Genomic DNA, 25193 nt, shown 5'->3' on the forward strand with positions numbered 1-25193 from the left:
GGAGTCCCTTCCGGTCATCTCCGTAAGTATCCCATCTGGGCGGAAATGCCGGGGACATCGAACGTGCACGGGCCCCGGATCCGGGGATGGGGAGGGATCCGGGGCCCGCGAGACGGTGTCGGGCCGCTCAGCCGGCGAGCGCCGGGGTGCGGTCGTGCTCGACCTCGGCCTCCTCCTCGACCGCCGGCTCCGGCTCCTCGCGGGGCAGGACGCGCTCGTACGCGCGGAGCGTCTCGGCGGCGACCCGCTCCAGCGAGTACCGGGAGCGGGCCCGGTCGGCGGCGGCGATCGAGTAGCCGTGCAGCGTCGTCTCCTCGGCGAGCAGGTGCCGGATCGCGCGGCCGATCACCACCGGCCGCCCGGCCGGGACGTGCAGCCCGGTGATGTGGTCGAGCACCTCGTCGGTGTTGCCGCCCGCGGCGGCCGCGACGACGGGCACGCCGCAGGCCATGGCCTCCAGCGGGGTCGCCGGGCACGGCTGGTGCGGGGTGAGGCAGAGCGCGAGGCTCGCCGTCCGCAGCAGCTTCGGCAGCGACTTGCGCGGCAGCCGGCCGAGGAAGATCACCCGGTCGTTGACGTGCAGTTCCTTCGCGAGCAGGATCAGCCGGTGCACGACCGGGTCGGCTTCGAGCTCCTCGCGGGACGGGCCGCCCGCGACGGCCAGCTCGGCGTTCGGGACGTGCACGAGCGCGCGCAGCGCCGTGTCGACGCCGCCGGTCGCGAGGTCGTCGCAGACGAGCACGAGCCGGCGCCGGTCGCCGCGCGGCATCGCCGGCCCGGCCTGGGCGAACTGCTCGCCGTCCACGCCGTACGGGACGACGGCCACGCTCGGCCGCGGCACGCCCATCCGGACGAGCTGCCCGGCCTCCTCGGCGTGCCCGGCGAGGACGACGTCGGCGTCCCGGCCGATGGCCTTCTCCAGCCGGTCGCGGTGCGGGTGGACGCGGCGCCCGGCGCGCCGCTCGGCGACGGCGACGCCGTGGTAGCTCTGCGCGAACGGGATGCCGAGCTCGCGGGCGACGGCGCAGGCGGCGAGTCCGCCGATCCAGCCGTGCGCGTGGACGATGTCGGGGCGCCCGGACCCGGACCAGCGGCGGCGCAGCCCGTCCGCGAAGTCGCGGACGTGCTCCAGCAGCTCGTCGTCGGACAGGGGGCGGGCGGGGCCGGCGTCCAGGTTGACCAGCGCCGCGCCGGGCGCGAGCCGGACCCTGGAGCGGGCGTCGGCGGACTGCCGCCGGGAGTACACGGTCACCTGGTTCGGCTTCCCGTCGGCGGTGAGCGGACGGGTGAGCGAACGGGCCAGATCCCGGACGTGGACAGCCTGCAGGTGTTCGCCGTCGAGGTCGGAGGCGGACACGAGTGCGATGTTGAGCGAGCGGCGCATGACGGATCCTCCGGGACAACACAGGGGAAGCACGGAGGTATCTGCGTCGTAGACACCTGCTCGGCCAGTTTCATATCCGGCGGCGCCTTCCGTCAAACCTCGCGAATCGGATCTCCGTCCCCCGCGCCCCACCGGAGCGGCGTCCCACCAGGGGTGATACTGGTTCTGATGGACGACGAACGAGTCTGGTACGTCGCGTACGGATCGAACCTCTACCGCGAGAGGTTCCGCTGCTACCTGTCCGGCGGACGCCCGGAGGGCGGGGCCCGGCACTACACCGGCTGCCGCGATCCGCGCCCGGCCCTGGACGAGCGCCCGGTGACGGTTCCGGGCGGGATCTACTTCGGGTACACCTCCCTCGTCTGGGGCGGCGGGATGGCGTTCTACGACCCGGCCCTGCCCGGCCGCGCCGCCGCCCGCGCCTACCTGCTGACCCGCCGCCAGTTCTGCGACGTCCTGTCCCAGGAGATGCGCCGCGACGTCGGGACCGACCACGACCTCTCGGAGGCGGTCGGGCGCGGGCGGCAGCGGCTCGGGCCGGGGCGGTACGAGACCGTCCTCAAGGTGGGGGAGCGCGGCGGGCACCCGATGCTGACGTTCACCGCGCCCGCCCCGATCGCGCCGAACGCGCCGACCGCCCCGTACCTGACCATGCTCGGCAACGGGCTGCGGGAGGCGCACGGCTGGTCCGCCGGGCGCGCCGCCGCCTACCTGGCCGGACGCCCCGGCGCCGCGGGCGCCTGGACGGCCCCGGACGTCGCCGCCCTGCTCAGCCCGCCGGACCGGGGACGACCGGCAGGTTGACCGTCGACGGGTGCGCCGGGTCGTGCAGGATCTCCTGGTCCGCGGTCAGCATCTCGGTGGCGGTGCCGATCGGCGCGCCGGTGCCCGGGTTGCGCGCGACGCGCGGGTAGGCGCCGCTCGCGACCTGGACGCGGACCCGGTGCCCGCGCCGGAACCGGTGCCCGGCGGGCCACAGCTCGACCGCGACGTGCCGGACGCCGTCCTCGCCGGGCTCCGGGGTGCCGGGGACGAGCCGCCGCATCCCCTCGCACAGGTTCAGCGACTCGCCCTCCGGCGTGACGTCGCACAGCCGGACGACGAAGTCGGTGTGCTCGCGGTTCGACCGGACGTACAGGTCGGCGGTGACCGGGCCGATGATCTCCAGGTCGTCGTCGAGGACGTCCGAGGTGTAGGTCAGGACGTCCCGCCGCCGCTCCAGCCGCCGCTGGTCGGTGGACGGGTGCGTCTCGCCGAGCAGCGTCGGCCCGCCGAGGAACGGGGTGGGGTGCTCCGGGTCGTAGCGGTAGGTGTCCGGCTCGGACTCGGGGGGCGCGTCGGGGGAGAGGGCCCCGCCCGGCTGGAGGTGCCAGCGCTCCTCCCGCATGCCCGGGACGGGCCAGTCGGGGAACTCGCGCCACTCGTCCGCCCCGGTGATGAACAGCCGGACGGCGAGCTCGCGCAGGTCGGACGGGTCGTCCAGCAGGTGCGCGCGGAACCACTTGACCGACTCGCCGACCGACCCGCGCATCATCCGCTGGTCGGCGTGGAACCACGGGCCGATCGTCAGGTAGGGCCGCCGCCCGGCGGCGCGCAGGGCCGCGTAGTCCTTGATCTGCCAGGGCAGGAAGATGTCGTACCAGCCGCCCGTCATGTTCACCGGGGCGGTGACCTGCGACACGGTCGGGCTGAAGTCGCGCTTGTCCCAGAACGGGGTGTCGGGGCCGTTGACGAGCAGCTCCTGGAAGAAGCGCTGCTGCTCGCCGGTCGCGAGCCGGTCCAGCTCGGCGAGCGGGCGGCCGGACAGCGTCGCCCGGCGGGCCCGGCGCGGCGACATCACCGCGGTCGTGATCCCGGACAGGGAGTTCTTCATCCGCGCGGTCAGGTCGACCCAGATCAGCGCCGACTCCAGCGCGAACGTCCCGCCGACGTGGACCGCGTCGCGGAACGTCGAGGCCGTGACCTGCATCGACAGGGCGCGCAGCTCGGGCCCGGCCTCCGCCGCGACCGCCCACTGGACGTAGCCGAGGTAGCTCGGGCCGTGCATCGCGAACGTCCCGCCGAACCAGGGCTGCGCCTTCAGCCACTCGACGGTGGCGAGGCCGTCCTCGCGCTCGTCCAGCGCCTCGAACACGCCGCCCGACCCGAAGCCGCCGCGGACGCTCTGCACGACCACCTGGAACCCGTGCGACGCGAACGCCTGCCCGCACATCAGCCCGAACGGGCCGCGCCGCCCGTAGGGCGACCGGACGAGCACCGTCGGCGCCCGCTCGACGTCGGCCGGGGCGTAATGGTCGGCGAGGAGCGTGACGCCGTCGGCGGCGGGCACCTCCAGGTCTCGCTCGACCATGACCCGGTGGGGGCCGTTCCGCAGTCCCAGCGCCGTGACCCCGAGCCGGCGCATCATTCCCACGCCTACCACTTGATCGATCGTAACCGCCCCGACCGTCGAGCCACGTCACCGGTGTCCGCGATGTGTCTCGCCGGGGCGGCGTCTTCACTACGATCGGGACGCGCAATACCGCAAATCAGGATTTCACGGACAGGCCGCGGGCCGTCCGGCGGAGGGGGAGACGCACGCGTCATGGACCACGTCCATCTGAGCTGGGAGCGCGTCACCGTCGCGGCGATCGTGCTCGCGGCCGCCCTGCTGATCGCGATCGGGCTGCGCTGGCTGACCGGACGGCTGTTCCGCCGGGCCGGCGCCACCCGCTGGACCTGGGACGACCTCATCGCCCGGCTCGTGCGCGACCTCGCGGTCCCCGTCTCGCTCATCCTCGGCCTGTGGATCGCGGCGAAGGTCCTGGACCTGCCCCGCGGCACGCTCGACGTGACCGCGAAGGTGCTCACCGCCGTGACGATCCTCGCGGTGTCGCTGGCGTCGGCGCGGCTGCTCGCGGGCGGCGTCACCGCCTACGCCAAGGCCCGGCAGGGCGTCGCCGCCAACGTGACGATCTTCGCCAACATCTCGCGGGTGATCGTCCTCGGCATCGGCGTGCTCGTGATGCTGCAGAGCCTCGGGATCTCGATCTCGCCGCTGCTCGGCGCCCTCGGCGTCGGCGGCCTCGCCGTCGCGCTCGCGCTGCAGGACACGCTCGCCAACCTGTTCGCGGGGGTGCACGTCCTCGCGTCCAAGACGATCGAGCCGGGCGACTACATCCGGCTGTCGACGGGCCAGGAGGGCTACGTCGTCGACATCAACTGGCGCAACACCTCGATCCGGACGCTGTCGGACAACATCGAGGTCATCCCGAACCAGCGGTTCTCGGACACGATCCTGACCAACTTCCACCGTCCCGCCCAGGACATGTCGATCATGGTGTACGCGAAGGTCGCGTACGAGGTGGACCTCGACCGGGTGGAGGAGCTGCTCACCGCGGTCGGGCACCAGGTCATGAAGGACGTGCAGGGCGGCGTGGAGGACGCGAGCGTCCTCGTCCGGTTCGACGACTTCAACGACGCGACGGTCGGCTTCCACGTGATCCTGCGGTCCACGGAGTTCGGCGACCAGTTCCTGATCAAGCACGAGTTCCTGAAGCGGCTGCACCGGACGCTGCGCGAGGAGGGCATCGCGCCGCCCTACTGGCACCACCGCGTCGTCGTCGACGAAGTGGGCAAGGACGAAGCCGTCCGCAAGGACGAGGTGGCCCGCAAGGACGGGCTCGCCCTCTGACCCTCAGGGGCGGAGGATCGGCAGCAGCACCTCGTCGACGACCGACTCCAGGAAGGCGTCGTCGATCGGCCCGCCCTCGGTGAGGCCGTGGTACACGACCACGGCCGGTCCGACGGCCGCGATCTGCCGGGTCGCCGCCTCCGGGCGGATCTCGCCGCGCTCGGCGGCCTGCCGCAGCGCCTCGAACGCCGTCTCCCGGACGGGCTGCGACAGCCGCTGGTGCACGACGTCGTGCATCAGCCCCTTCCCCTCCTCGGTCTCCTCCTTCAGGACCTTGAACGCGGCGTTGCGGCAGGTGACCAGCGTGTCGCGCAGCACGACGAGGGTGGCGAGCAGGTCCTCGCGGACCTTGCCGGTGGACGGCGGCCCGGGCGGCTCGGGCAGCGCGTGCTTCAGCGCGTCGGTGATGAGCGCCTCCTTGGACGGCCACCGCCGGTAGAGCGCGGCCTTGCCGGTGCGGGCGGCGGCCGCGACGCCCTCCATGGTCAGCCGCCGGTAGCCGACCGTCTCCAGCTGCGCGAACACGGCGTCGAAGATCGCGGCCTCCAGGGCTCCGCCGCGCCGCCGGGTCGCGGGGGTCACGCCGTCCTCCCCAAAATAGTGAACGCGAGCGTTCTCTTTCGCGCCGATCGGTGATACGTTCCGCCCATAGTGTACTTCGCCGTTCCTTAAATGCCGTTCCTCGATCCCGAAAGGTACGCCGTGCCCGCATCCCACGGGCGGACGGCCGTGGCCAGGGACTCCACTCCCGCGGCCGCGCCGTCGTCCCATCATCGTCCAGGCGTCGTCCTCGCCGTCATCGTCGGCTGCCAGCTCATGATCGGGCTGGACACCTCCGTCGTCACCATCGCGCTGCCCCAGATCCGGGAGGGGCTCGGGATGACGACCGGGGGCCTCGCCTGGGTCCAGAACTCCTACATGCTCGCATTCGGCGGGCTGCTGCTCCTCGGCGGACGGGCCGGGGACGTCTTCGGCCGCCGCCGCGCGTTCGTCGCCGGGGTCGCCGTGTTCACCGCCGCGTCGCTGCTCGGCGGGTTCGCCACGGCGGGCTGGTGGCTGCTCGCCGCGCGCACCGCGCAGGGCGTCGCCGCCGCCGTCGCCGCGCCGAGCGCGCTGGCCCTGATCGCCACCAGCTTCCAGGGCGCCGAGCGCGTCCGGGCGCTGAGCGTCTTCTCCGCCGTCACCGGCGCGGGCGCCGCCATCGGCATGCTCGCCGGGGGAGCGCTCACCGAGGCCGGGTCCTGGCGGTGGGTGTTCTTCGTGAACGTCCCGGCGGGCGTCGTGCTGGGGCTGGCCGCGCGCCGCGTCCTCACCGAGACCGGGCGGCGTCCCGGCCGGTTCGACGCGGGCGGCGCCGTCACCTCCACGGCCGGGATGACCGCGCTCGTCTACGCGCTGATCAGGGCCGGGGCGGACGGCTGGGGCGACGCCCGCGCGCTCGCCGCGTTCGGCGCGGCCGTCGTCCTGCTCGCCGCGTTCGTCGCCGTCGAGTGGCGGGCGCGCGAACCGGTCATGCCGCTCTGGCTGCTCACCGGACGCGACCGCGCCGCGTCCTACCTGACCCAGTTGCTGATGGCCGCGTCGATGTTCGGCGCGTTCTTCTTCCTCACCCAGTACCTCCAGCAGTCGCTCGGCTACGGGCCGCTGCGCGCGGGCGCGGCGTTCCTGCCGGTGGTCGGCCTGCAGTTCGCGACGGTGCGGCTCGTCCCGCGGATCCTGCCGCGGGTCGGCGCCCGGTGGCTCGTCGTGACCGGGGCCCTCGCCATCGGGGTCGCGCTGCTGTGGCTGTCGCGGCTGTCGCCGGGGGACGGCTATGCCGCCGGGCTGCTCGGCCCGTTCACGCTGATGGGCCTCGGCGGCGGGCTGACGGTCATGCCGCTGAACGTGACGATCCTCGGCAGCGTCGGGCCCGAGCACTCGGGCGCCGCGTCCGGCGTCGCGCAGGCGATGCTCTGGACCGGCGGGTCGCTCGGGTCGGCCGCCATGGTCACGGTGTACGGGTCGGCGCACTCCGGGCACGACGTCGTGAGCGGCATGGACGCCGCCTACGCGACCGGCGCGGTCTTCGCGGCGGCGGGGATGCTGGTCGCGCTGCTCGTGCTGCGCGTCAGACGCTGACACCCGCGGGTCAGGCGGACGGGCGGGGCGCGTAGTCGTCCACGTACTCCTGGCCGGACAGCCGCTGGATCGCCTCCATGATCTCGTCGGTGACGTCCCGCGCGGCCCGGCCGCGCGGGACGCCCGCGTCCCGGCCGCGGAAGGTCAGCGGCGGGCCGATGCGCAGCCCGATCCGGCCCGGGCGCGGGACGGCCCGGCCGAGCGGCTGCACCCGGTCGGTGCCCTCGATCGCCACCGGGACGACCGGCGCCCCGGTCCGCAGCGCGAGCCGCGCGACGCCCGTCCGGCCCCGGTAGAGCCGCCCGTCCGGGGAGCGGGTGCCCTCCGGGTGGATCGCGAACACGCCGCCGCGCTCCAGCACCGCCGCCGAGGTGTCGAGCGCGTCGAGCGCGGCGCGCCCGCCCGACCGGTCCACCGCGATCGCGCCGACGCCGCGGAACAGCGCCGCGATCGCCCGGCCCCGCACGCCCGCCCCGGTGAAGTACTCGTGCTTGCCGAGGAAGTGCACCCGGCGCGGCACCATCAGCGGCAGGACGAACGAGTCCAGGAACGAGAGGTGGTTCGCCGCGAGGATCACCGGCCCGATCCGCGGGACGTGCGCGAGCCCGCTCACCCGGGGCAGGAACGCGACCCGCATCGCGGGCCCCATCAGGACGTGCTTCAGCAGCGGGTAGACCAGGCGCTCGGGTTCCATGTCCGAGAAGTTATGTTCCGGCGTTCCGCCGCCGCCCGTCGCGCCCGAAACAAGAACGCACTCGTGGACCTTGTAGGGGGCCGCGCTTGCCACCCGGCCGGGGACGGGATATCAGCCCGAGGCGGCGGCGTACTGCTGCCGGATCACCTTGCGGACCGCCGGGGCCGCGGGCCCCGACCGCGCCGTCAGCTCCGCGATCCGCCGCCGGTGCCGCCGCCGGTCCGCGCCCGGCAGGACGGTCTTCAGCTCGCCCGCCGCCGCGAGCGCCACCGCCGCCGCGTCGTAGCTGTTCACGTGCGCCACCGGGCGCCCGCGCAGCGCCGACGACGCCCCGCCCCACAGCGACTTCACGACCCGGTGGTCGCGCACGGTGACCTCGTGCCGGGGGAACAGCCCGAGGACCCGGCGGGTGCGCACCCGGACGAAGCCGTCGCGGGCCAGCTCGTCGCGGACGGCGGCGACGATGGCCCGCGCGTCCTTGCGCACCCAGTGCTGCCACGACCGGGGGCGGGACGCCGCGATCTGCGCCAGCACCCCGTACGGGTCGTCGCCCGGCGTCCCCGGGACGGGCCGCCGCCGCTCCTCGCCGAGCCTGCCGTCCAGGTACAGCTCGGTCAGCGCGGCGGCGCGCAGCACGTAGCCGAGCCGCGCGCCGCCCCTGCTCATCCGCTGTCTGCGCACGTCGTAGGCCAGCAGGAACATCCGCGCCGGCAGCGTCTCCGGAACCTCGACCATCGTCAGTCCTCGCCCCCGCCGCGCGGCGGGTCATGCTCGTCGTGCTCGTCCTCGGTGCCTGTTCGGGTGTCGGTCTGATCGCCGGGCTCGGTGTCGGGGCGGCGGTCGGGCCCGGTGTCGGGCGCGGCCTTGCGGGGGCGGCCGCGGCCGCGCATCCGGCCCGCCGTGCCGGGCATGCGGCCCGCGTCGGCGAGCGCCCGCCGCAGCAGGAACTCGATCTGCGCGTTGGTGCTGCGCAGCTCGTCCCCGGCCCACCGGACCAGCGCGTCGTGCACCGCCGGGTCGAGCCGCAGCAGGATCTTCTTCCGCTCAGCCACCACGGGTCACTGGTAGAGGCTGCCGGCGTTGACCACCGGCTGGGCGTCCCGGTCGGCGCACAGCACGACCAGGAGGTTGCTGACCATGGCGGCCTTGCGCTCCTCGTCCAGCTCGACCACGTCCTCCTCGTCCAGCCGGTCGAGGGCGAGCTGCACCATCCCGACCGCGCCCTCGACGATCCGCTGCCGCGCCGCGACGACCGCGCCCGCCTGCTGGCGGCGCAGCATCGCCTGCGCGATCTCCGGGGCGTAGGCGAGCCGGGTGATCCGCGACTCGATGATGTCCACCCCGGCGGACGCGACCCGCTGCGCCAGCTCCTCGGAGAGCTGCGCGGTGATCTCGTCGGCGTTGTCGCGCAGGGACGTGCGGTCGTGCGCGTCGTAGGGGAAGCTGCCCGCGATGTGCCGGACGGCCGCCTCCGTCTGGAACGCGACGAACTCGACGAAGTCGTCCACCTCGAACACGGCGCGGGCGGTGTCGGCGACCTGCCAGACGACCACGGCCGAGATCTCGATCGGGTTGCCGTCCAGGTCGTTGACCTTGGCGAGGCCCGTCTCGTGGTTGCGGATCCGCGTGGACACCCTGCTCCGCTCGGTCAGCGGGTTCACCCACCGCAGGCCGTCGGTGCGGACCGTCCCCTTGTACCGGCCGAGCAGTTGCAGCACCCGCGCCTCGTTCGGCGCCACCGGCGTGAGCCCGGCGAGCAGCACGAGCCCGGCCAGCCCGAGCACCACCCCGGCCGCGATGCCCGCCGCGAGCGCGGCGGTCCCGCCGGTCGCGACGCCCGCGAGCACCGCGGCGGCGGCCAGCGCGAGCAGCACCAGCGCGAGCGCGAGCATCGTCCAGCCGCCGCGGTCCCCGGCGGGCCGCTCCGCGATCTTGGGGCGGGGCATGTCCACCTTCGTCGTCGCGTCCATCCTGTCCCCCTCGTCCTGAGTTATCGTGAATCTAGCAAAGTGATATCACTTTTTTCAAACGAGGGGTTCCGCCCGTCCCGGTCCGGTGCGGGCCGGGACGGGCCGGGGCGGTCACGGCGCCGGGACGAGGTCGGGCTCCTCGGGCTCCTGCGCCGCCGGGATGACCTTCGGCACGTTCCGCAGCGTGACCAGCGCGAACACGGCCACCAGGGCGGCGAGCCCGGCGCTGCACACGAGGGCGGCGTGCATCCCGTCCACGAAGGCGTTCCGGGCCGCGTCGGCGAGCTGGCCGCCGAGCGTCCCGGGCAGCCGCGCCGCCGTCTGGAGCGCCGCGCCGAGCGAGTCGCGGGCGGCGGCCGCGGCGGGCGCGGGCGTCCCGGCGGGCAGGTCGAGGACGTTGCGGTACACCGCGTTCAGGACGCTGCCGAGCACCGCCATCCCGAGCGCGCCGCCGAGCTCGGTCGCGGTCTCGGAGATCGCCGACGCGGCGCCGGAGCGGGCCTTCGGCACCGACGCGAGGACGGTGTCGGCGGTGACGGTCATCGCGAGGCCCATCCCGATCCCGGCGAGGATCATCGCGGGGAGCATCACCGTCCAGTAGGCGGGGTGGAGCCCGATCGTCAGGTAGATCGCGAACCCGGTCGCCGAGACCAGCATCCCGGCGGCGACGACCCGGGCCCGGCCCAGCGCGGAGATCAGCGGCGGGGCCAGCACCGCGCCGCCGACCATCGCCCCGGCCGCGCCGGGCAGCCCCGCGAGCCCCGCCTTCAGCGGCGACCAGCCGAGCGCGAGCTGGAAGTACAGCGAGAAGATCAGCGACTGGGCGACCAGCGTGAACATCGCGAACATGTTGGTGCCGATCGAGCCGCTGAACGCGGCGTCGCGGAACAGCCGGACGTCGATCAGCGGCTCCTCCAGCCGGGTCTGCCGGACGAAGAACGCCGCCAGCGCCACCGCGCCCGCCACGGCGGAGACGTAGATCTGGACGTGGCCCGGCCCGTGCGCCGCGGCCTCCTTGATCGCGTACACCAGGCCGAGGACGCCGACCGCCGACAGCGGCACGCTCGCGAGGTCCAGCCGTCCCGGCACCGGGTTGCGCGACTCGACCAGCACGAACGCTCCCGCGACCAGCGCCACCGCCATGATCGGCACGTTGATCAGGAAGACCGAGCCCCACCAGAAGTGGTCCAGCAGCGCGCCGCCGATGACCGGGCCGAGCCCGACCGCGAGCCCGGCGACGCCGGAGAACGCGCCGACCGCCATCGTCCGCTCCCTGCCGTCGGTGAACGCCCGGCGGATCAGCGACAGGCACGACGGCATCAGCGTCGCGCCCGCGACGCCGAGCACCGCGCGGGCCGCGATCAGCAGCTCCGCGCTCGGCGCGTACGCGGTCACGGCGGACGCGGCGGCGAACAGCGCCGTCCCCATCAGCAGCAGCTTCTTGTGCCCGATCCGGTCGCCGACGCCGCCCATGGTGATCAGCAGCCCGGCGAGCGCGAAGCCGTAGGCGTCCGCGATCCACAGGATCTGGGTGGACGAGGGGTGCAGGTCGGCGCTCAGGTGCGGCACGGCCTGGTTGAGCGCGGTCAGGTCGATGTTCGGCACGAGCGCGACCAGCAGGCAGATCGCGAAGGTGCCCCACTTACGGGCTGAGGTGTTCATGCGCCAAATGTCGCGACCAGCACTGACCAACCACGCACCATCCACTGACAGCCCCCACCACCCGCCAGCGCCCCACCCATCCGGCCGTCAGTGGCGTGCTCGCCGGGCTGTCTACGGTGCGCCCGTCCGGCTGTCAGGGCGGCCCGTCCGTCCGGCCGTCAGCGGCGTGCTCGTCCGGTGGGTCAGGGGGTGGTGCCGTCGGCGCGGGCCAGGGCGAGTGCTTCGCCGTGGGGGAGGGCGGCGCCGCGGCCGAACTCGGCGTCGAAGACGTCGTCCTTGAGAGCGTTCTTGACCTGCGACGACACGTGGGCGACGGCGGGGTCGGCGGGGAGTCGGCCGCCGTTCGCGGCGGCGGCCGTGCCGAGCAGCAGCGCGGCCCGGCGCGCGTCGCCCTCGGCGAGCGCCACGGCCGCCAGCCCGGCCGCCGCGAACGCGCGGTGCCGGAAGACCGGATGGTCGAACGCCGTGTCCAGCGACTCGTGCAGCAGCTCCCGCGCCCGCTCCACGTCGCCCTCGGCGAGCGCGACCCAGGCGAGCCCGGTCACCGCCGTCCCCCGGACCGCGACGGCGATGAACCGCTCGGACGCGTACCCCGTCAGCGCCGTCTCGTACAGCCGCCGCGCGCCGGCCGTGTCGCCGCCGAGCCGCGCGACGTCGCCGAGCCCCTGGTAGCCGCCCGCGACCTTGTCCGGCGTCCCGGCCCGGCGGGCCAGCTCGACGCCCCGCTCGAACGCGGCCCGCGCCTCGTCCAGCTCCCCGCCGTGCAGGTGGACGTAGGCGCGCTGGTAGAGCAGGTCGGCGGTGTCCTCCAGCGCGCCGAGCAGCTCCATCTGCCCCAGCGCCTCGTCCAGCAGGGCGAGCGCCCGCTCCCGGTCGCCGCGCCAGTCCGCGATCTGCGCGAGGGTGTCGAGCGAGTTCGCCGCGCCCCACCGGTCGCCGCACTCGCGGAACCCGCGCGCCGCCTCCGCGCAGGCGCGCTCCGCCCCGGCCATGTCCCCCGCGAACTGGGCGACGAAGCCGTCGCTCATCTTCACCAGCGCCCGCGACCAGGCGTCGTCCCCGATCTGCTGGGCGAACACCGCGTTGTCGGTGCGCTCGGGCCCGGCCGCGAGCGCCCACATGACGATCGCCACCGGATACCGCAGCCGGCGCCTGATCCCGTGCAGGACCGTCTCCGCCCGGTCCAGCCACGCCACCGCCTGCTCGCCGGACACGCCGCCCGACACGGCGTTCGTGACGCAGAGGACGTACTCCTCTTCCAGCCCGTCCGGGGGGTCGGCGCCGACCGCGTCCAGTAGCGCGGCCGCCAGCGGCGCGCCCTCCACCCGGCCGCGCAGCCACCAGTACCACGACAGCGCCGCGGTCAGCCGCAGCGCGAGCGCCGGGTCCGGCCGGATCGAGCGGCGCAGCGCCGCGTGCAGGTTCCCGTGGTCGGCCGCGAGCAGCGTCAGCCATTCGAGCTGCTCGGCGGTCCGCAGCAGCGGGTCGGCGCGCCCGGCCAGCGCGAGGAAGTACTCGGCGTGCGCCCGCTCGAACCGCTCGGTCTCCCCGGCCTCGGCGAGCCGCTCCGCGCAGAACGCGCGGACCGTGTCCAGCATCCGGTACCGGACGCCGTCGCTCTGCAGCAGCGACTTGTCGGCGAGGCTCGCGACCGCGTCGGCCGCGTCGTCGTCCCGGCACACCCCGGCCGCGGCCTCCAGCGTGAACCCGCCGGAGAACACGGTGAGGCGGCAGGCGAGGGTCTGCTCGGCCGCGTCCAGCAGGTCCCAGCTCCACTCGACGACGGCGCGCAGCGTCTGGTGCCGGGGCGCGGCCGTCCGGTCGCCGCGCGACAGCAGCCGGAACCGGTCGTCCAGCCTGGTCGCGACGTCCCGCACCGGCAGCGACCGCAGCCGCGCCGCGGCCAGTTCGATCGCCAGCGGCAGGCCGTCCAGGGCCCGGCAGATCCGCAGGACGTCGCGCACGTTGCCCTCGTCCACCGCGAACCCGGGGCGCACCGCCTCCGCCCGGTCGAGGAACAGCCGCACCGCCGGGTACGCCGCGACCTCCCGGGCGGGCGCGCCCTCCGGCGGCAGCTCCAGCGGCGGCAGCGGGCGCAGCGCCTCGCCGGTGATCCCGAGCGCCTCCCGGCTGGTCGCGAGGACCCGCAGGTCCGGGCAGGCGCTCAGCAGCCGGTGCGCGAGGCCCGCGACGGACGCGACGACGTGCTCGCAGTTGTCCAGGACGAGCAGCACCCGCCGCCCGTCCAGCGCCGTCCGGACCCGCTCCACCGCGTCCGGCGCCCGCCCGCCCTGCGCCGGGAGCATCCCGCCCTCGCGCAACCCGAGCGCCCCCAGCAGCGCCTTCGGCACCTCGTCCGGCGCGACGGGTGCGAGGTCGACGAAGCAGACGTCGCCGCGCTCCCGCCCGGCCGCCTCGACCGCCAGCCGCGTCTTGCCCGCGCCGCCCGGGCCGAGCAGCGTGACGAGCCGCCCCTCCGCGAGCATCTTGCCGACCCGGCGGAGCTCCTCGTCCCTGCCGACGAAGCTCGTGAGCTGCGCCGGAAGGTTGGCCCGCGGCGCCCCGCCCCCATCGCCGCGGCCGCCGCGGTCGCCTCGGCCGTAGCGGTCGCCTAGGCCGCCGTGGTCGCCGCGCAGGATCGCGACGTGCACGTCCGCGAGCTCCCTGGACGGGTCGGCGCCGAGCTCCTCGGCGAGGATCCGCCGCCCGTCCTCGAACACCGCGAGCGCCTCCGCCTGCCGCCCGCACCCGTGCAGCGCCCTCATCAGCAGCGCCCGCGCCCGCTCCCGCAGCGGCCGCGCGTCCACCAGCTCGCGCAGCACCGGGACGACCGCCTCGGCCTCCCCGGTCGCGAGCCGCGCCGCGCCGTACTCCTCGACGACCGACGCCCGCTCCTCCTCCAGCCGCGCCGCCTGCGCCTCCGCGAAGGGCGCGCTCACGTCCGCCAGCGCGGGCCCCCGCCACAGCCCGAGCGCCTCCGCGAACAGCTCGGCCGCCACCTCGTGCCGCCCGGCCGCCAGCTCCCGCCGCCCGTCCTTCGCCAGCCGCTCGAACCGGAGGGCGTCGACGTCGTCCTCCCCGGCCACGATCCGGTACCCGGCCGGACGTCCCTCGACCAGCGCCGCGTCCCCGAGCCCCCGCCGCAGCCGCGACACCTGCGACTGCAGCGCGTTCGCGGCCCCGCTCGGCGGCTCGGCCCCGTACAGCCCGTCGATCAGCCGCTCGACCGGCACGACCCGTCCCGCGTCCAGCAGCAGCATCGCGAGCAGCGCCCGCACCGCCGGCCCGCCCACGCCCGCGACCGCCCCGCCGACCCGGGCCTCGACCGGCCCCAGAACCCCGAACCGCATCCCCCAATCCTCCCGCACGATCCCGATGATCCGGTTACGCGGCCACCTCGTCCAGAGCAGCCCTCACGCTTCTCCGAAAGCCACCGGCGAACACACCGAAAGCCCCCAACGAACGCGCGTCGGCAGCCTCCTCCGCGTCCCCGGAGCCGACGCACTGAAGCCAAGCCGGAAAGCGCCGTTTCCCGACGGTGAGCCGGTCCGCCTCCCCGGGCGGGGCGACGCCATCGCGAACGGCGCCGAGCCGAGCGTCGCCTCCGCGACTTACGCGTCGAATCCACGGAGTTGACGGGCTGGAGCCAGATCAGGAGGCGCCGTTTCTCGACGGTGAGCCGGTCCGCCTTCCCGTGCGGGGGGACGCCATCGCGAACGGGGCCGAGCCGAGCCGTCGCCTCCGCGACCTGTGCGTTGAACGTCCCGGCCAGCCGTCCGGCGATCTCGGGGAGGATGCAGCCGCCGTACTTCGCCTGCAGCGGGGGCGCGCAATCCCGTCCCGCTGAACGAGCCCTGAGCGATCTTGCCAGCCAGCAGCCCGCACCGGGACGTGAGGAAGCGGCGCGAACTCACCAATTCAGTGATGTCACGTCAATAATTCTCCTGATTTCTATATCCCATCTGGGATGAACGTTTTGGCGGTGATTTCTGCGTCGGGATCGAGATCGGGACGGAAAGTCGCCGGTTCAAGGTTCAGTGGGGACTGGCCGGTGTTCTCGGGGGCGTCCTCCGGGGTGATGCCGAGTGATTCGAGTAGCGGCCACAATGCGGACGTCGCCGCTTCGGGATCGCGGTAGAAGGCGCTGCCGCGGACGCGCCAGAAGCGCCAGCCGAGCCGTTCCAGGACGGTCTGGCGGCGCAGGTCGTCCTCCCACTGGTCGGGGCCGTGGAACTTGTCGCCGTCGCATTCGATGGCGAGCTTGCTCGCGAGGTTATGGCCGCCGCGGACGACCAGGTCGATCCGGAGATTGCCCACCGGGTGCTGCGGCGTCACCATGTACCCGCGGGCGAGCAGCATCCGCAGGACGCGGCGCTCGAAGTCGGAGTCGCAGCGGGCCTCCAGGTCGTGGGCGAGGTCGGCGGAGCGCTGGCCGTCGGCGGCGTAGCGGATGAGCTTGGCCCGCTGGTCCTCGGGGTGCAGGCGGTGCGGCTGGACGCTGTGGAACACCCACATCTGGTCGCGGGCGCGGCTGGCGGCGACGTTGATCCGCTGCTCGTACCGCCGGGACGTGAACGGCGCGCCGACACCGTCCGACACCACGCTGATGAAGACGACGTCGCGCTCGTCGCCCTGGAAGCCGTAGGAGTCGCCGCAGCGCAGCAGGCGCCGCTCGTACTCCTCCGGGCCGAGCTTGGCGAGCAGGCGCTCGTCGATGAGCTGGGCCTGGCGGCTCGTCCCGAGCAGGGAGATGACGCCCATGGAACGGCCGTCGTAGGCGGGGTCGGCGCAGCACTGCACCACCTGGTCGACGAGCGCGTCCGCCTCGGCCTCGTTCACGTTGCCCTGCGCGGTGTCGCGGCGGACGCCGTCCGGGACGTAGACGGCGCGGACGGCGGGCCCCGGCAGCCGGTCGGCGGACTCCTCCCGCAGCGGCTGGATCTCACCGCCGTAGTAGTGCTGGGACGAGAACTCGATGATGCGCGGCAGGCAGCGGAAATGCTCCCGCAGCCGCACCACGCCGGGGAACAGCCGCGCGGAGGCGTCGTAGAGGCTCGACTCCATGTCCAGGAGAAGGGCGTTGGGGAAGCTCGGCAGATGGGTGCGGATCAACTCGTCCACGCGGTCGCGGCGGACGCCGACCGCGGACGGGCTGATCTGCTTGTCGTCGCCCACCACGACGACCTTGCGGCCGAGCCCGAGCAGGCCGATCGCGAACACGTCGCACTGGCTGCTCTCGTCGACGATGACGACGTCGAACGGCGGCGCGGCTCCGGGGTCGAACGACTCGGCCACCCGGTAGTACGGCATGATCCACACCGGGACCGCGCCCATCGCCTCGGGCATCAGCCGCTGCGCCTCGGCTCGCCACTTGTTCGCGTTGACGCCCGTCCCCTTGCCGATCTTGCGGAGCGTCTGCAGCCAGCCGACGAGCGCCTGCCGCTCGGTGTGCCCGAGCCTGCGCTTCATGGCGAGCCACGCGGACCTGCGGGTCAGCTCCAGGGTGAGGCGGCGCCGCTCCTCCTGGGCGGCGTCGAGCCGTCGCTGCACCTGCCCGAGGTCGTCGGCGTCGATGATCGCGCGGACCCACGTCTCGGCCTGGCGCCACCGCCAGAGCCCGTCCGACTGGGCTGGGTCGCCGCAGGCGCCGGTGTCGCCGCCGGTCTCCACGATGCGCCGCGCCCATCGCGGCGCCACCGCGGTGAGGCGGTCGCGCAGGTCGGCGAGCCGCGCCACCTGCGGGCGGAGTGCGGTCAGCCGCGCGGCCGTGGCGAGGGCGGCGTCCCAGGCTTCGTAGTCTCCTCGTTCCAGGGCTGTCGTGAGGTCTGTCCATAGGGGACCGGCGCCGTCGCGTTCGCGTCCCTCGGCCAGGTAGCGGGCGAGGGAGTCGAGCTCCGCGCGCAGGTGCCGCTCCCGGGCCCGCGTCTCCAGCCCGCCGAGGACGGCGGTGAGCCGGTGCAGGTCGGCGGGCGTCGGCCGCGTGGGCACCGCCTCGGCGGCGATCACTCGGGCCAGCTGCGACCGCAGCCGCGGCCACTGATCCGTCTCCCACGCCAGCGCGGCGCGAACCCGCTGAACCTCCGCATCCACCCAGATCTCCACCGCCTCACCCGGCAACCCACCCCCGCCCGCCGAAACCGAAACACCACCCGACGCGACCGACCCCCCACCCACCGGGACGGGCGCCCCACCCTGCGGGACATGCGCTCCGCCCGGCGGGATGGGAGTGTTGCCCGGCAGAGCGGGTGCGCCGCCTTGCTGGACGGGTGTGCCGCCCTGCGGGAGGGGCTCGCCACCTGGCTTGAAGTGTGCGCCGCCCGGCAGGGCGGGTGCGTCACCCTGCTGGACGAGAGTGCCGCCCTGCGGGAGAGGTGCGCCGCCTTGCTGGACGTGTGCGCCGCCGCCCGGCGGGATGGGTATGTTGCCGGGCGGAGCGCCGAGGGCGGCGGTGAACTCGTCGTGCCAGAGGCGGGCGATCGTCTCGCGGCGGCGGCGGAGTTCCACGAATGCGATGATCTTGTCGATGTCGGCGGCGGTCCGCGGGGTCTCGCCGTCCAGGCTGGTGCCGTTGAGGAACTGGGCGAGCCCGCGCTGCACGAGCCCGGAGACCCGTTTGCCCTGCGTGAACCGCGCCCGCGCCTGCTCCAGCAGCCCGAGCGCCTCCCGGTACGGCGCGGGCGGCAGTTCGACCGCGGACCCGGCGATGCGGGTGCGGAGCCGGGCGCATTCGGTGATGTCCTCGACGAGCCTCCGCGTGTGCTCGGCCCAAAGCACGTGCCACTGCGGATTCTGGACGACCTGCTCGCGGAGCCGTTCGAGCCACGGCTCCGTCAGCCGGTCGAGCGAGCGGGCGGCGTGCCCGCACTGGTCGGCCAGCGCCGCGAGTTCCTCTTGGGGGACGCCGTCGACGCGGGCCAGGTCGGCGCCGCGCTCCGCCAGGCCCGCGAGGACTTCGCCGAGCCGCCGGAGCTCGTCCCGCCGCGCGGCGATCTCGGCGCTCGCGGGCAGCCGTCCGGCGGGCGGGAGGTCCATCGTCGCCGCGACCGCGTCGTCCCGCCCGATCGCGGCGGCGAGCGAGAACAGCTCGGTCAGTTCGGAGCCATTCAGCGGGCAAGCGGCCTCGGTCGTGAGCGGGTCGGGGACGCGATCAAGGGTGCTCTGATGCTCGGCAAGCCACTCGGCGACCTCCGCCGCGGAGCGCTCGAACCCGCCGATCTCCAGGCGCTCCCGCTCGCGCTCCAGCGACTCGCGGAGCCGCTTGCGCAGCAGCGCCACCTCTCCCTCGACCACGTCCAGCCGCTCGCGGAGCGCGGCCGTCGCCCGCTCCTCGCGCTCCTCGTCGACGCCGTCGGCGGCCGCCGTGATCGCCTGGACGGACCGCTGCAGCTCGGTGAGGTCGGCCGAGGACGAGCCCAGCACCGCGAGCGACAGGTCCCGCAGCTCGGCCGGGATCTTCTCGCGCAGCACGGCCAGCGCCTGGTCCTTGTGCGCGGTGACCAGCACCCGCTTGCCGTGCGCGACAAGGTGCGAGACGAGGTTCGCGATGGTGTGGCTCTTGCCGGTGCCCGGCGGTCCCTGCACGGTCACGCCGCTGTGCCGGGCGAGCTTGCGGGCGATCTGCTCCTGCTCGTCGTTCGCGGCGAGGGGCAGCAGGAGGCGCTCGGCGACCGGCGCCCAGTCGGCCTCGCCCGCCGCCAGGACGTCGCGCGCCGCGTCCTCCCCGGCGGCGAGCGCCACCATCGGGGCGGGCGGCCGGGCCCCGTTGGCGACGGACGCCTTGAGCTGCTCGAAGAAGCGCAGGAACATGACCCGCCGCCTGCGGACGAACAGCCGCCACGTCGCGGCCATGACGGGCGCGGGTCCCGCCTCCGGGAGCCCGGGACCCTCGTCCAGCCGGTCGTCGAGGCCGAGCGGCGCGAGGATCCGCCGGTACAGGGGGCGCGCCTCGTCCTGCGCCCACGGGTCGACCGGGTGGTCGCGGACCTCCTCGACGACCGTGTTCAACCGGTCGAGACCGGGGACGCCGAGCCCCTGCACGCAGTCCAGCTCCAGCGCGGGCATCCCGTCGGGGACGATAGCGATCTCGCCGGTCCGCTCGTCGAACGCGATCCGGGCCCGCGTGATCAGTAACCGGTGGCAGACGCGCTGGCCGCCGGTCTTCCAGCCGAGGACTCCGTGGCCCCACACCAGCTCGTGGGTGGCCTCGTCCGTCCGCATCCGCTGGCGGAGCCGGAACAGCGTCTCGTACAGGCGCCGTGCCGCGACGGCCTCACGCGCGGCCTCCGCCCACGGCGTCCACACGTCGGCCACCCATCGATCGAACGCCGCGCGGATCCGCTCGGCCGCGTCGTCCTCGGCCGCCTCACCCTCGGCCGCGTCGTTCTCGGCCGCGTCGTTCTCGGCTGGGCCGCCGAGGCGCCGGGCGAGGTCGGCCGGGGCCTCGGGCGGCGTGTGCGGGTCGTCCCGGACGACGTCGCGGAACGGCTCGCGAAGCCCGGCGGGAAGACCGGGCGGCAGCGGTTTCGGGACCTTGCCCACCCGCAGCCAGGCGTCCCCGGCCGCCGCCCCGATCCGCACGCCGTCGTGCGACGGCAGCTCGTCCGGGGACACGACCATGTCGTGGTCCCCGACATGCCGGACGGGCTTGGCGTAGATCTCCTGGGCGAGCGCGCCCAGGTAGTCGTACAGATGCCCGATCCGTTCCCTGGTCAGTGTGTCGCCGCTCACGTGCGCCCCGTATCAGTTCGTTTCACCCCATATGACGCACAGCGTGGCAGAAAGGACCACCTCTCTAAGGATGGGCGCTCACGGCGTGCCCACCGGGGACGCGCCCCCCGCCGTCGGCCGCTCATGTTCTGCCCAGGGCGAGGTCGATGTTGTTGCCTGACCAGGTGTTGCCGGTACGCCAGATCACCGACATGCCGAACGCCTCCGCGAGGACGTCGGGCGCCCATGGCTCGGACGGCGCCTCGGGAAGGACGAGGAAACGGTGCTTCGCCGGTTCGCCTTCCGCGTGCTGGACCTCCAGGATCCGCAGGACGGCGTCCCGCATCCGCCGGTACGTGTGGCCGTCCTCGCCGAGCACCTCGTACAGGATCCTTCCGTCCGGCGCGTCGCAGATGACGTCCGCGGTGGGGGAGTCCACCGTGGGGACGAGCCCGGCCCCGTACAGCTCGGAGATCAGCGCGTGCCGGACGCGTTCGTGCACGGTGCTCCGCCGCTCCTCGCGCACCGTCGCCTCCAGTTCCGCGATGAACCCCGCGAAACCGGCCTCCGCCTCCGTGTCGCCGGTCTCGGCCGCGGGCGCGTCGATCAAGGGGTCGCCTTCCTCTGGGTCGCCGTCCGCCGGGAGCAGCGCCCGGGGGACGGGGGCGGAGTGCACGATGGTCAGCGACCGGGTGCACCGGGTGATGGCCACGTAGAGCAGGCCGTGCCCGCCGGGCGTCCGGGACGCGATCGCGGCGGGCTCGACCAGGACGACGTGGTCGAATTCCAGGCCCTTGGCCTCCGCCGCGGTGATCACGGTGGCGCGGCCGCCGGGCGGGAGCGCCGCGCGGATCGCCTCCGCCTGCCCGCGCGACGCGTCCGGGACGATCACGGCGACGGAGCGGTCGTCGCCGGGGGAGAGCAGGGCCCGCGCCCGCGCCGCCGCCTCGTCCACCAGCGCGGGCGGGTCCGCCTGGACGATGGCGATCGCGTCCGGCCCGACCGGGCGGATCGACCGCGGGAACGGCGTGCGGGGCGCGATGGAACGGCCGAGCACCTCGGCGAAGTCCATGACCTCGCGCGGCACGCGGTAGCCGACCGTCAGCTCCTCCAGGTGCCAGCCGTCGCGGCCCGCGAGGATCTCGCCGAGCGCGGACCAGTCGTCGTGGGCGTGGTCGCCGGTCGCCTGCGCGAGGTCGCCGAGGACGGTCATCGACCCGCTCGGGCAGCGCCGCGCCAGCGACCTGGCCTGCATGGGGGTCAGGTCCTGCGCCTCGTCCACCATGATGTGCCGGTACCGCGGCGGCCCCTCGCCGGTCAGCAGGACGCGCAGCTCCTCCAGGCAGACCTGGTCCTCGGGCGACCACGGCTCGTCGCCCGCGCGGGCGGCGGGCGGCCGGACGATCTCCGCCTGCTCGTCCGCGGTGAGGACGCCGTCGGCGGCCGCCCGCAGCACGGCGGGGTCGCCCAGCAGGCCGCGCAGGACGCCCTCGGCTGACACGTTCGGCCACATCGTGTTGACCAGCCCGAGGACGCGCGGATCGCGGGCGATCCTGCGGCGCACGTCCTCGTCGGTCCGGCGCGGCAGCTTCTCGGCGTGCAGGCGCATCAGGTGGTCGACGAGCCGGTTCGCGAACGCGCGCTTGCGGGCGGCGAACGGCGCGGAGTCGTCGCCCTCCGCGAAGGCCCGCAGGTCGTCCCCGGGGACGGACAGCAGGACGCCCTCGAACGTGACGGTGAACGCGTCGTTGCGGAGCTGGCCGAGGACCCGGTGGTGCGGGATGCCCCGGACGGCCCGCCGCAGCACCTCGGCCATGCGGGCGCCGGACTTCACGATCCGCGCGGGCGCCGGGTCGGCGCCGCGCGGCGCCGCCCACAGCTTGCCCAGCTCGATCGCCGTCACGTCGTGCCTGCCGAGCCGGGGGAGGACGCCGCGCACGTAGCGGAGGAACCCGGGATGCGGTCCGACGACGAGGACCTCGCCCGACTTGAAGCGCTTGTTGTAGAGCAGCCAGGACACGCGGTGCAGCCCGACGGCGGTCTTGCCGGTCCCCGGCCCGCCCTGCACCACGAGCACGCCCCGGCGGTCGTCCGACACCAGCAGGAGCTGCTCGCGCTCGATCGTCTCGACGATGTCGCGCATGTGCCCGTCGGGGGCGCGGTTCAGGTCTTCGAGCAGGAAGTCCTTCAGCCCCTCGACGGGGGACTCGGCGTCGGCGGCCTCCGCCGCGTCCTCCCCGGCCGGTTCGGCGGGCGGTTCCGCGACGCGCGGCGGGGCGACCCTGATCTCGTCCCGGAAGTCGGTGACCCGGTCGCGGACGCACCGGAGCCTCCGCCGCAGCGAGATCCCGCCCGGGGCGTCCGGGCGCCGCCCCATCCATTCGATCGCCCGCGGCGCCTGCCAGCTCACGACGAAGGTGTCGTTGGACTCGTTCCGGACGTTGCGACGCCCGATGTACCAGGTCCCGGCCTCCCCGTCCTCGTCGGCGTCGACGCGCGCGAAGACGAGCGCCTCGCCGTCGAGGTCGCCCTCAAGCCGCACCTCCGGCGCCACGTCCGGGATGAACGCGGTCCCGGCGTGGGAGTCGGTCACATCCGAGGGCCGGAGCTTCTCGCGGTTGGTCTGGAGCCTGCGCTCGTAGCAGGCGTAGGCGTAGTCGACTGCGCGCTGCTCCTCCGCGAGCACGGCCTTGCGGTCGGTCAACTCTGCTCCTCGGTGCCGGAACGAGTCCTGTGTGTCTGGGGGACGTTCAAGCCGGTCAGCCGGTTGACCGGATCGATCACCCGCCCCCTGGCCGAGGTGGGCCTCATCCGAACGAGGGGCGGACTGTCAAGCGCAACCAACCATACACGCTTCTGTGAACTCAATCAACCCGAGATTTTGCGTACGGACATTGTGATCATATACTCGCCGGTATGAATGGCGTGAACTGGGTCAACCGGGAGATCGGGTCCGGTGGGCGCTAGGGTGAGATCGTTCGCGTCGGTGGAGGGAGCGCTGTGTCGAGCGATGCGACGGTGACCGCGGCCGATATCGCCCGGCTGGCCGCGGTGGGGCGGGCGGCGGTGAGCAACTGGCGCCGCCGCCATGACGACTTTCCCCAGCCCGTCGGCGGGACGGCGGCCAGCCCGACGTTCTCGCTCGCCGAGGTCGAGGACTGGCTCCGCGGTCAGGGCAAGCTGGCCGACTCGCCCATCCGCGAGCGCGTCTGGCAGACGCTGCGGCAGGCGGCGGCCGGGGACGTCGAGCTCGCCGACGTGCTCACCTTCGCCGGCGCCTTCCTGCTCCATCTCCGCGAGCACCCCGGGTACGAGGTGGCGAACGTCCCGGACGACGAACTGGAGCGCTCGCTACGCGAACACTTTGATGAGGCGCCCCCGTCCGCGGCCCCCATCGCGCGCGCTCTCTCGCAACTCGTGGACGAACTGGGTGTCGCCGACACCTTCGACTTTCTCCGCACCCGTTATCTGGAGCACCACAGCCGCCGCGTCTACATCACCCCTGAGCCGGTCGTACGGCTGATGCTCGAACTCGGGGGGCCCGCCCGGACGGTCCTGGACCCGGCGTGCGGCACCGGTGCGTACCTCAACATGGCGAACGATCTGTTCAAGGACGTGGAGCTGCTCCTAGGTCAGGAGCTCGACGAGACGACCGCGCGCATGTCCGCGATCCAGTTGGAGTTGCGCGGTGCCTCGGCCGAGGTCCGCCCAGGCGACTCGCTTCTGGACGACGCGTTTTCTGGGCGGACGGTCGATCTGGTCGCGACCAACCCGCCCTTCAACGACCGTGGCTGGGGCTACGAGCGGCTGACCGGTGACCCGCGCTGGGAGTACGGGCTGCCTCCGCGCATGGAATCGGAGCTGGCGTGGCTTCAACACGGGCTCGCCCACACGCGTCCTGGCGGGACGGTCGTCATCCTCATGCCCCCGGCCGTCGCGAACCGCCGTTCCGGACGCCGCGTCCGCGCGGAACTGCTTCGCCGGGGCGCGCTGCGCGCCGTCATAGGGCTGCCGCCCGGTGCGGTGCCGAACATGGCCGTCGCGCTGACCGTGTGGGTTCTTCGCCGTCCATCCCCTGGGGACCAGCCCGCGGACGACGTCCTGATGGTCGACACCTCATCCGACCCGGAGAACTTCGGGAAAATCGCGCTCAACGCCTACCGCCGCTACCTCAAGGGCAAGGACGACCGGACGGACTCCAGCGTCGTCGTCCGCATCATCGACCTACTGGACGACGAGGTCGACCTCACACCCGCCCGCTACCTTCCCCAGCGGACGATGCCCGGGACGGAAGGCTCGTTCGACGCCGCCCGCGAACTCCTGCAGAAGAAGGCGACGGAACTGCCGCGGACGATCGCCGAACTGTCCTCGCTCAAGCGCGTCCCCATGCGCGATGACATCGCCATGACGACTTTCGGTGAGCTCGCCAAAGCCGGTGTGCTCCAAATACTGCGCCCCCCTCCCCGGATACGGATGGGCGGCTCGGGCACGGTGCCCATGCTGACCATCGAGGACCTCGCCCAGCGCAGAGACGCCACAGGAAGGGCCGCGCCCGACGACGGCCACGTCTGGATCGCCGCGGGGGACATCGTCGTCTCGCTGGCCGCCCGCCGCCCGGCCGCACGCGTCATGGCCGCGGACGGGCCGATCCTCGGCCCCGGCCTCGCGCTCGTCCGGGTCGACCCCTCCCGGACGGATCCCGACTTCGTCGCGGGGTGGCTCCTCCTCGGCGCGGAGGGCGCGCGGCTCCGCAGCTCCACCTCGTCCGCCCGCTTCGACCTCCGCCGCGCCCGCCTGCCCCGCCTCACCTTCGTCGAGCAGACGATGCTGGGGTCGGCGTTCCGCGCGCTCACCGAACTGGAGGCCGCCCTCCGCGAGACCCACGAACTGGGTGCGGACGTGCTGCGCCTCGGTCTCGAAGGGCTCGGCGCCGGAGCCCTCCGCCCGCCCGGCTGACGCGGGTACGCTGCGACCACGGGCCGGAGG

Annotated in this window: 15 protein-coding genes; 4 read left to right on the plus strand and 11 right to left on the minus strand. The window is 74.1% G+C overall.

The window, feature by feature from the left end; genetic code table 11:
- Positions 1 to 127: 127 nt before the first annotated feature.
- Positions 128 to 1384 carry a glycosyltransferase gene (locus ACH01S_RS13300; protein ID WP_067890171.1) on the minus strand — a complete coding sequence of 419 codons (1257 nt, stop codon included), beginning with the start codon at positions 1382 to 1384 and terminating at the stop codon, positions 128 to 130.
- Positions 1385 to 1552: 168 nt separating this feature from the next.
- On the opposite strand from ACH01S_RS13300, the gene ACH01S_RS13305 reads away from it, so the two are divergent.
- Entirely contained in the window at positions 1553 to 2188 is a 636-nt protein-coding gene (locus ACH01S_RS13305; protein WP_067890172.1) for a histone deacetylase, read from the plus strand.
- Here ACH01S_RS13305 and ACH01S_RS13310 read toward each other — a convergent pair.
- Positions 2154 to 3791, minus strand: coding sequence for a CocE/NonD family hydrolase (locus tag ACH01S_RS13310; RefSeq protein WP_067890173.1), 1638 nt, complete (start codon positions 3789 to 3791; stop codon positions 2154 to 2156). The genes ACH01S_RS13305 and ACH01S_RS13310 overlap by 35 nt on opposite strands.
- Positions 3792 to 3968: 177 nt before the next feature.
- Between ACH01S_RS13310 and ACH01S_RS13315 the strand changes: the two genes are divergently transcribed.
- Positions 3969 to 5057 carry a mechanosensitive ion channel family protein gene (locus ACH01S_RS13315; protein ID WP_083980641.1) on the plus strand — a complete coding sequence of 363 codons (1089 nt, stop codon included), beginning with the start codon at positions 3969 to 3971 and terminating at the stop codon, positions 5055 to 5057.
- Positions 5058 to 5060: 3 nt separating this feature from the next.
- Here the strand turns inward: ACH01S_RS13315 and ACH01S_RS13320 are convergent, their stop codons facing one another.
- Positions 5061 to 5639 carry a TetR-like C-terminal domain-containing protein gene (locus tag ACH01S_RS13320; RefSeq protein WP_218010243.1) on the minus strand — a complete coding sequence of 193 codons (579 nt, stop codon included), beginning with the start codon at positions 5637 to 5639 and terminating at the stop codon, positions 5061 to 5063.
- A gap of 120 nt (positions 5640 to 5759) precedes the next feature.
- Between ACH01S_RS13320 and ACH01S_RS13325 the strand changes: the two genes are divergently transcribed.
- Positions 5760 to 7175, plus strand: a complete 1416-nt coding sequence (locus tag ACH01S_RS13325; RefSeq protein ID WP_246236967.1) for an MFS transporter — start codon at positions 5760 to 5762, stop codon at positions 7173 to 7175.
- 10 nt (positions 7176 to 7185) lie between these two features.
- Here the strand turns inward: ACH01S_RS13325 and ACH01S_RS13330 are convergent, their stop codons facing one another.
- From ACH01S_RS13330 to ACH01S_RS13365, 8 genes are all read right to left on the minus strand, one after another.
- Positions 7186 to 7869, minus strand: a complete 684-nt coding sequence (locus tag ACH01S_RS13330; protein ID WP_067890184.1) for a lysophospholipid acyltransferase family protein — start codon at positions 7867 to 7869, stop codon at positions 7186 to 7188.
- A 111-nt stretch (positions 7870 to 7980) separates the two neighbouring features.
- Positions 7981 to 8604 (minus strand): GOLPH3/VPS74 family protein, encoded by a 624-nt coding sequence (locus tag ACH01S_RS13335; RefSeq protein ID WP_067890187.1) that lies wholly within the window; start codon positions 8602 to 8604, stop codon positions 7981 to 7983.
- A gap of 2 nt (positions 8605 to 8606) precedes the next feature.
- Positions 8607 to 8921 (minus strand): type II toxin-antitoxin system antitoxin, encoded by a 315-nt coding sequence (locus ACH01S_RS45900; RefSeq protein WP_246237037.1) that lies wholly within the window; start codon positions 8919 to 8921, stop codon positions 8607 to 8609.
- 6 nt (positions 8922 to 8927) lie between these two features.
- Positions 8928 to 9839, minus strand: coding sequence for an SPFH domain-containing protein (locus ACH01S_RS13345; RefSeq protein WP_067890190.1), 912 nt, complete (start codon positions 9837 to 9839; stop codon positions 8928 to 8930).
- A 111-nt stretch (positions 9840 to 9950) separates the two neighbouring features.
- Complete coding sequence (locus ACH01S_RS13350; protein ID WP_067890192.1) at positions 9951 to 11501, minus strand: MFS transporter; 1551 nt, start codon at positions 11499 to 11501, stop codon at positions 9951 to 9953.
- A 182-nt stretch (positions 11502 to 11683) separates the two neighbouring features.
- Entirely contained in the window at positions 11684 to 14869 is a 3186-nt protein-coding gene (locus ACH01S_RS13355) for an AfsR/SARP family transcriptional regulator (protein ID WP_148344591.1), read from the minus strand.
- A gap of 583 nt (positions 14870 to 15452) precedes the next feature.
- Complete coding sequence (locus ACH01S_RS13360) at positions 15453 to 20228, minus strand: PDDEXK-like endonuclease domain-containing protein (RefSeq protein ID WP_067890196.1); 4776 nt, start codon at positions 20226 to 20228, stop codon at positions 15453 to 15455.
- 121 nt (positions 20229 to 20349) lie between these two features.
- Positions 20350 to 22911, minus strand: a complete 2562-nt coding sequence (locus ACH01S_RS13365) for a HelD family protein (protein WP_067890198.1) — start codon at positions 22909 to 22911, stop codon at positions 20350 to 20352.
- Between the two features lie 314 nt (positions 22912 to 23225).
- On the opposite strand from ACH01S_RS13365, the gene ACH01S_RS13370 reads away from it, so the two are divergent.
- A complete protein-coding gene (locus tag ACH01S_RS13370) occupies positions 23226 to 25163 on the plus strand; it encodes an HsdM family class I SAM-dependent methyltransferase (protein WP_067890251.1) in 1938 nt (645 codons plus the stop codon).
- Positions 25164 to 25193: the final 30 nt, after the last annotated feature.

The organism is Actinomadura chibensis NBRC 106107 (genome assembly GCF_001552135.1).
In the GTDB taxonomy this organism is placed as follows: Bacteria; Actinomycetota; Actinomycetes; order Streptosporangiales; family Streptosporangiaceae; genus Spirillospora; species Spirillospora chibensis.

Excerpts from the sequence above, each read along its gene's own strand:
- ACH01S_RS13345 (WP_067890190.1), bottom strand. The coding sequence starts at position 9,839 with ATGGACGCGACGACGAAGGTGGACATGCCCCGCCCCAAGATCGCGGAG.
- ACH01S_RS13330 (WP_067890184.1), bottom strand. The coding sequence starts at position 7,869 with ATGGAACCCGAGCGCCTGGTCTACCCGCTGCTGAAGCACGTCCTGATG.
- ACH01S_RS13335 (WP_067890187.1), bottom strand. The coding sequence starts at position 8,604 with ATGGTCGAGGTTCCGGAGACGCTGCCGGCGCGGATGTTCCTGCTGGCC.
- ACH01S_RS13300 (WP_067890171.1), bottom strand. The coding sequence starts at position 1,384 with ATGCGCCGCTCGCTCAACATCGCACTCGTGTCCGCCTCCGACCTCGAC.
- ACH01S_RS13350 (WP_067890192.1), bottom strand. The coding sequence starts at position 11,501 with ATGAACACCTCAGCCCGTAAGTGGGGCACCTTCGCGATCTGCCTGCTG.
- ACH01S_RS13315 (WP_083980641.1), top strand. The coding sequence starts at position 3,969 with ATGGACCACGTCCATCTGAGCTGGGAGCGCGTCACCGTCGCGGCGATC.
- ACH01S_RS13305 (WP_067890172.1), top strand. The coding sequence starts at position 1,553 with ATGGACGACGAACGAGTCTGGTACGTCGCGTACGGATCGAACCTCTAC.
- ACH01S_RS13310 (WP_067890173.1), bottom strand. The coding sequence starts at position 3,791 with ATGATGCGCCGGCTCGGGGTCACGGCGCTGGGACTGCGGAACGGCCCC.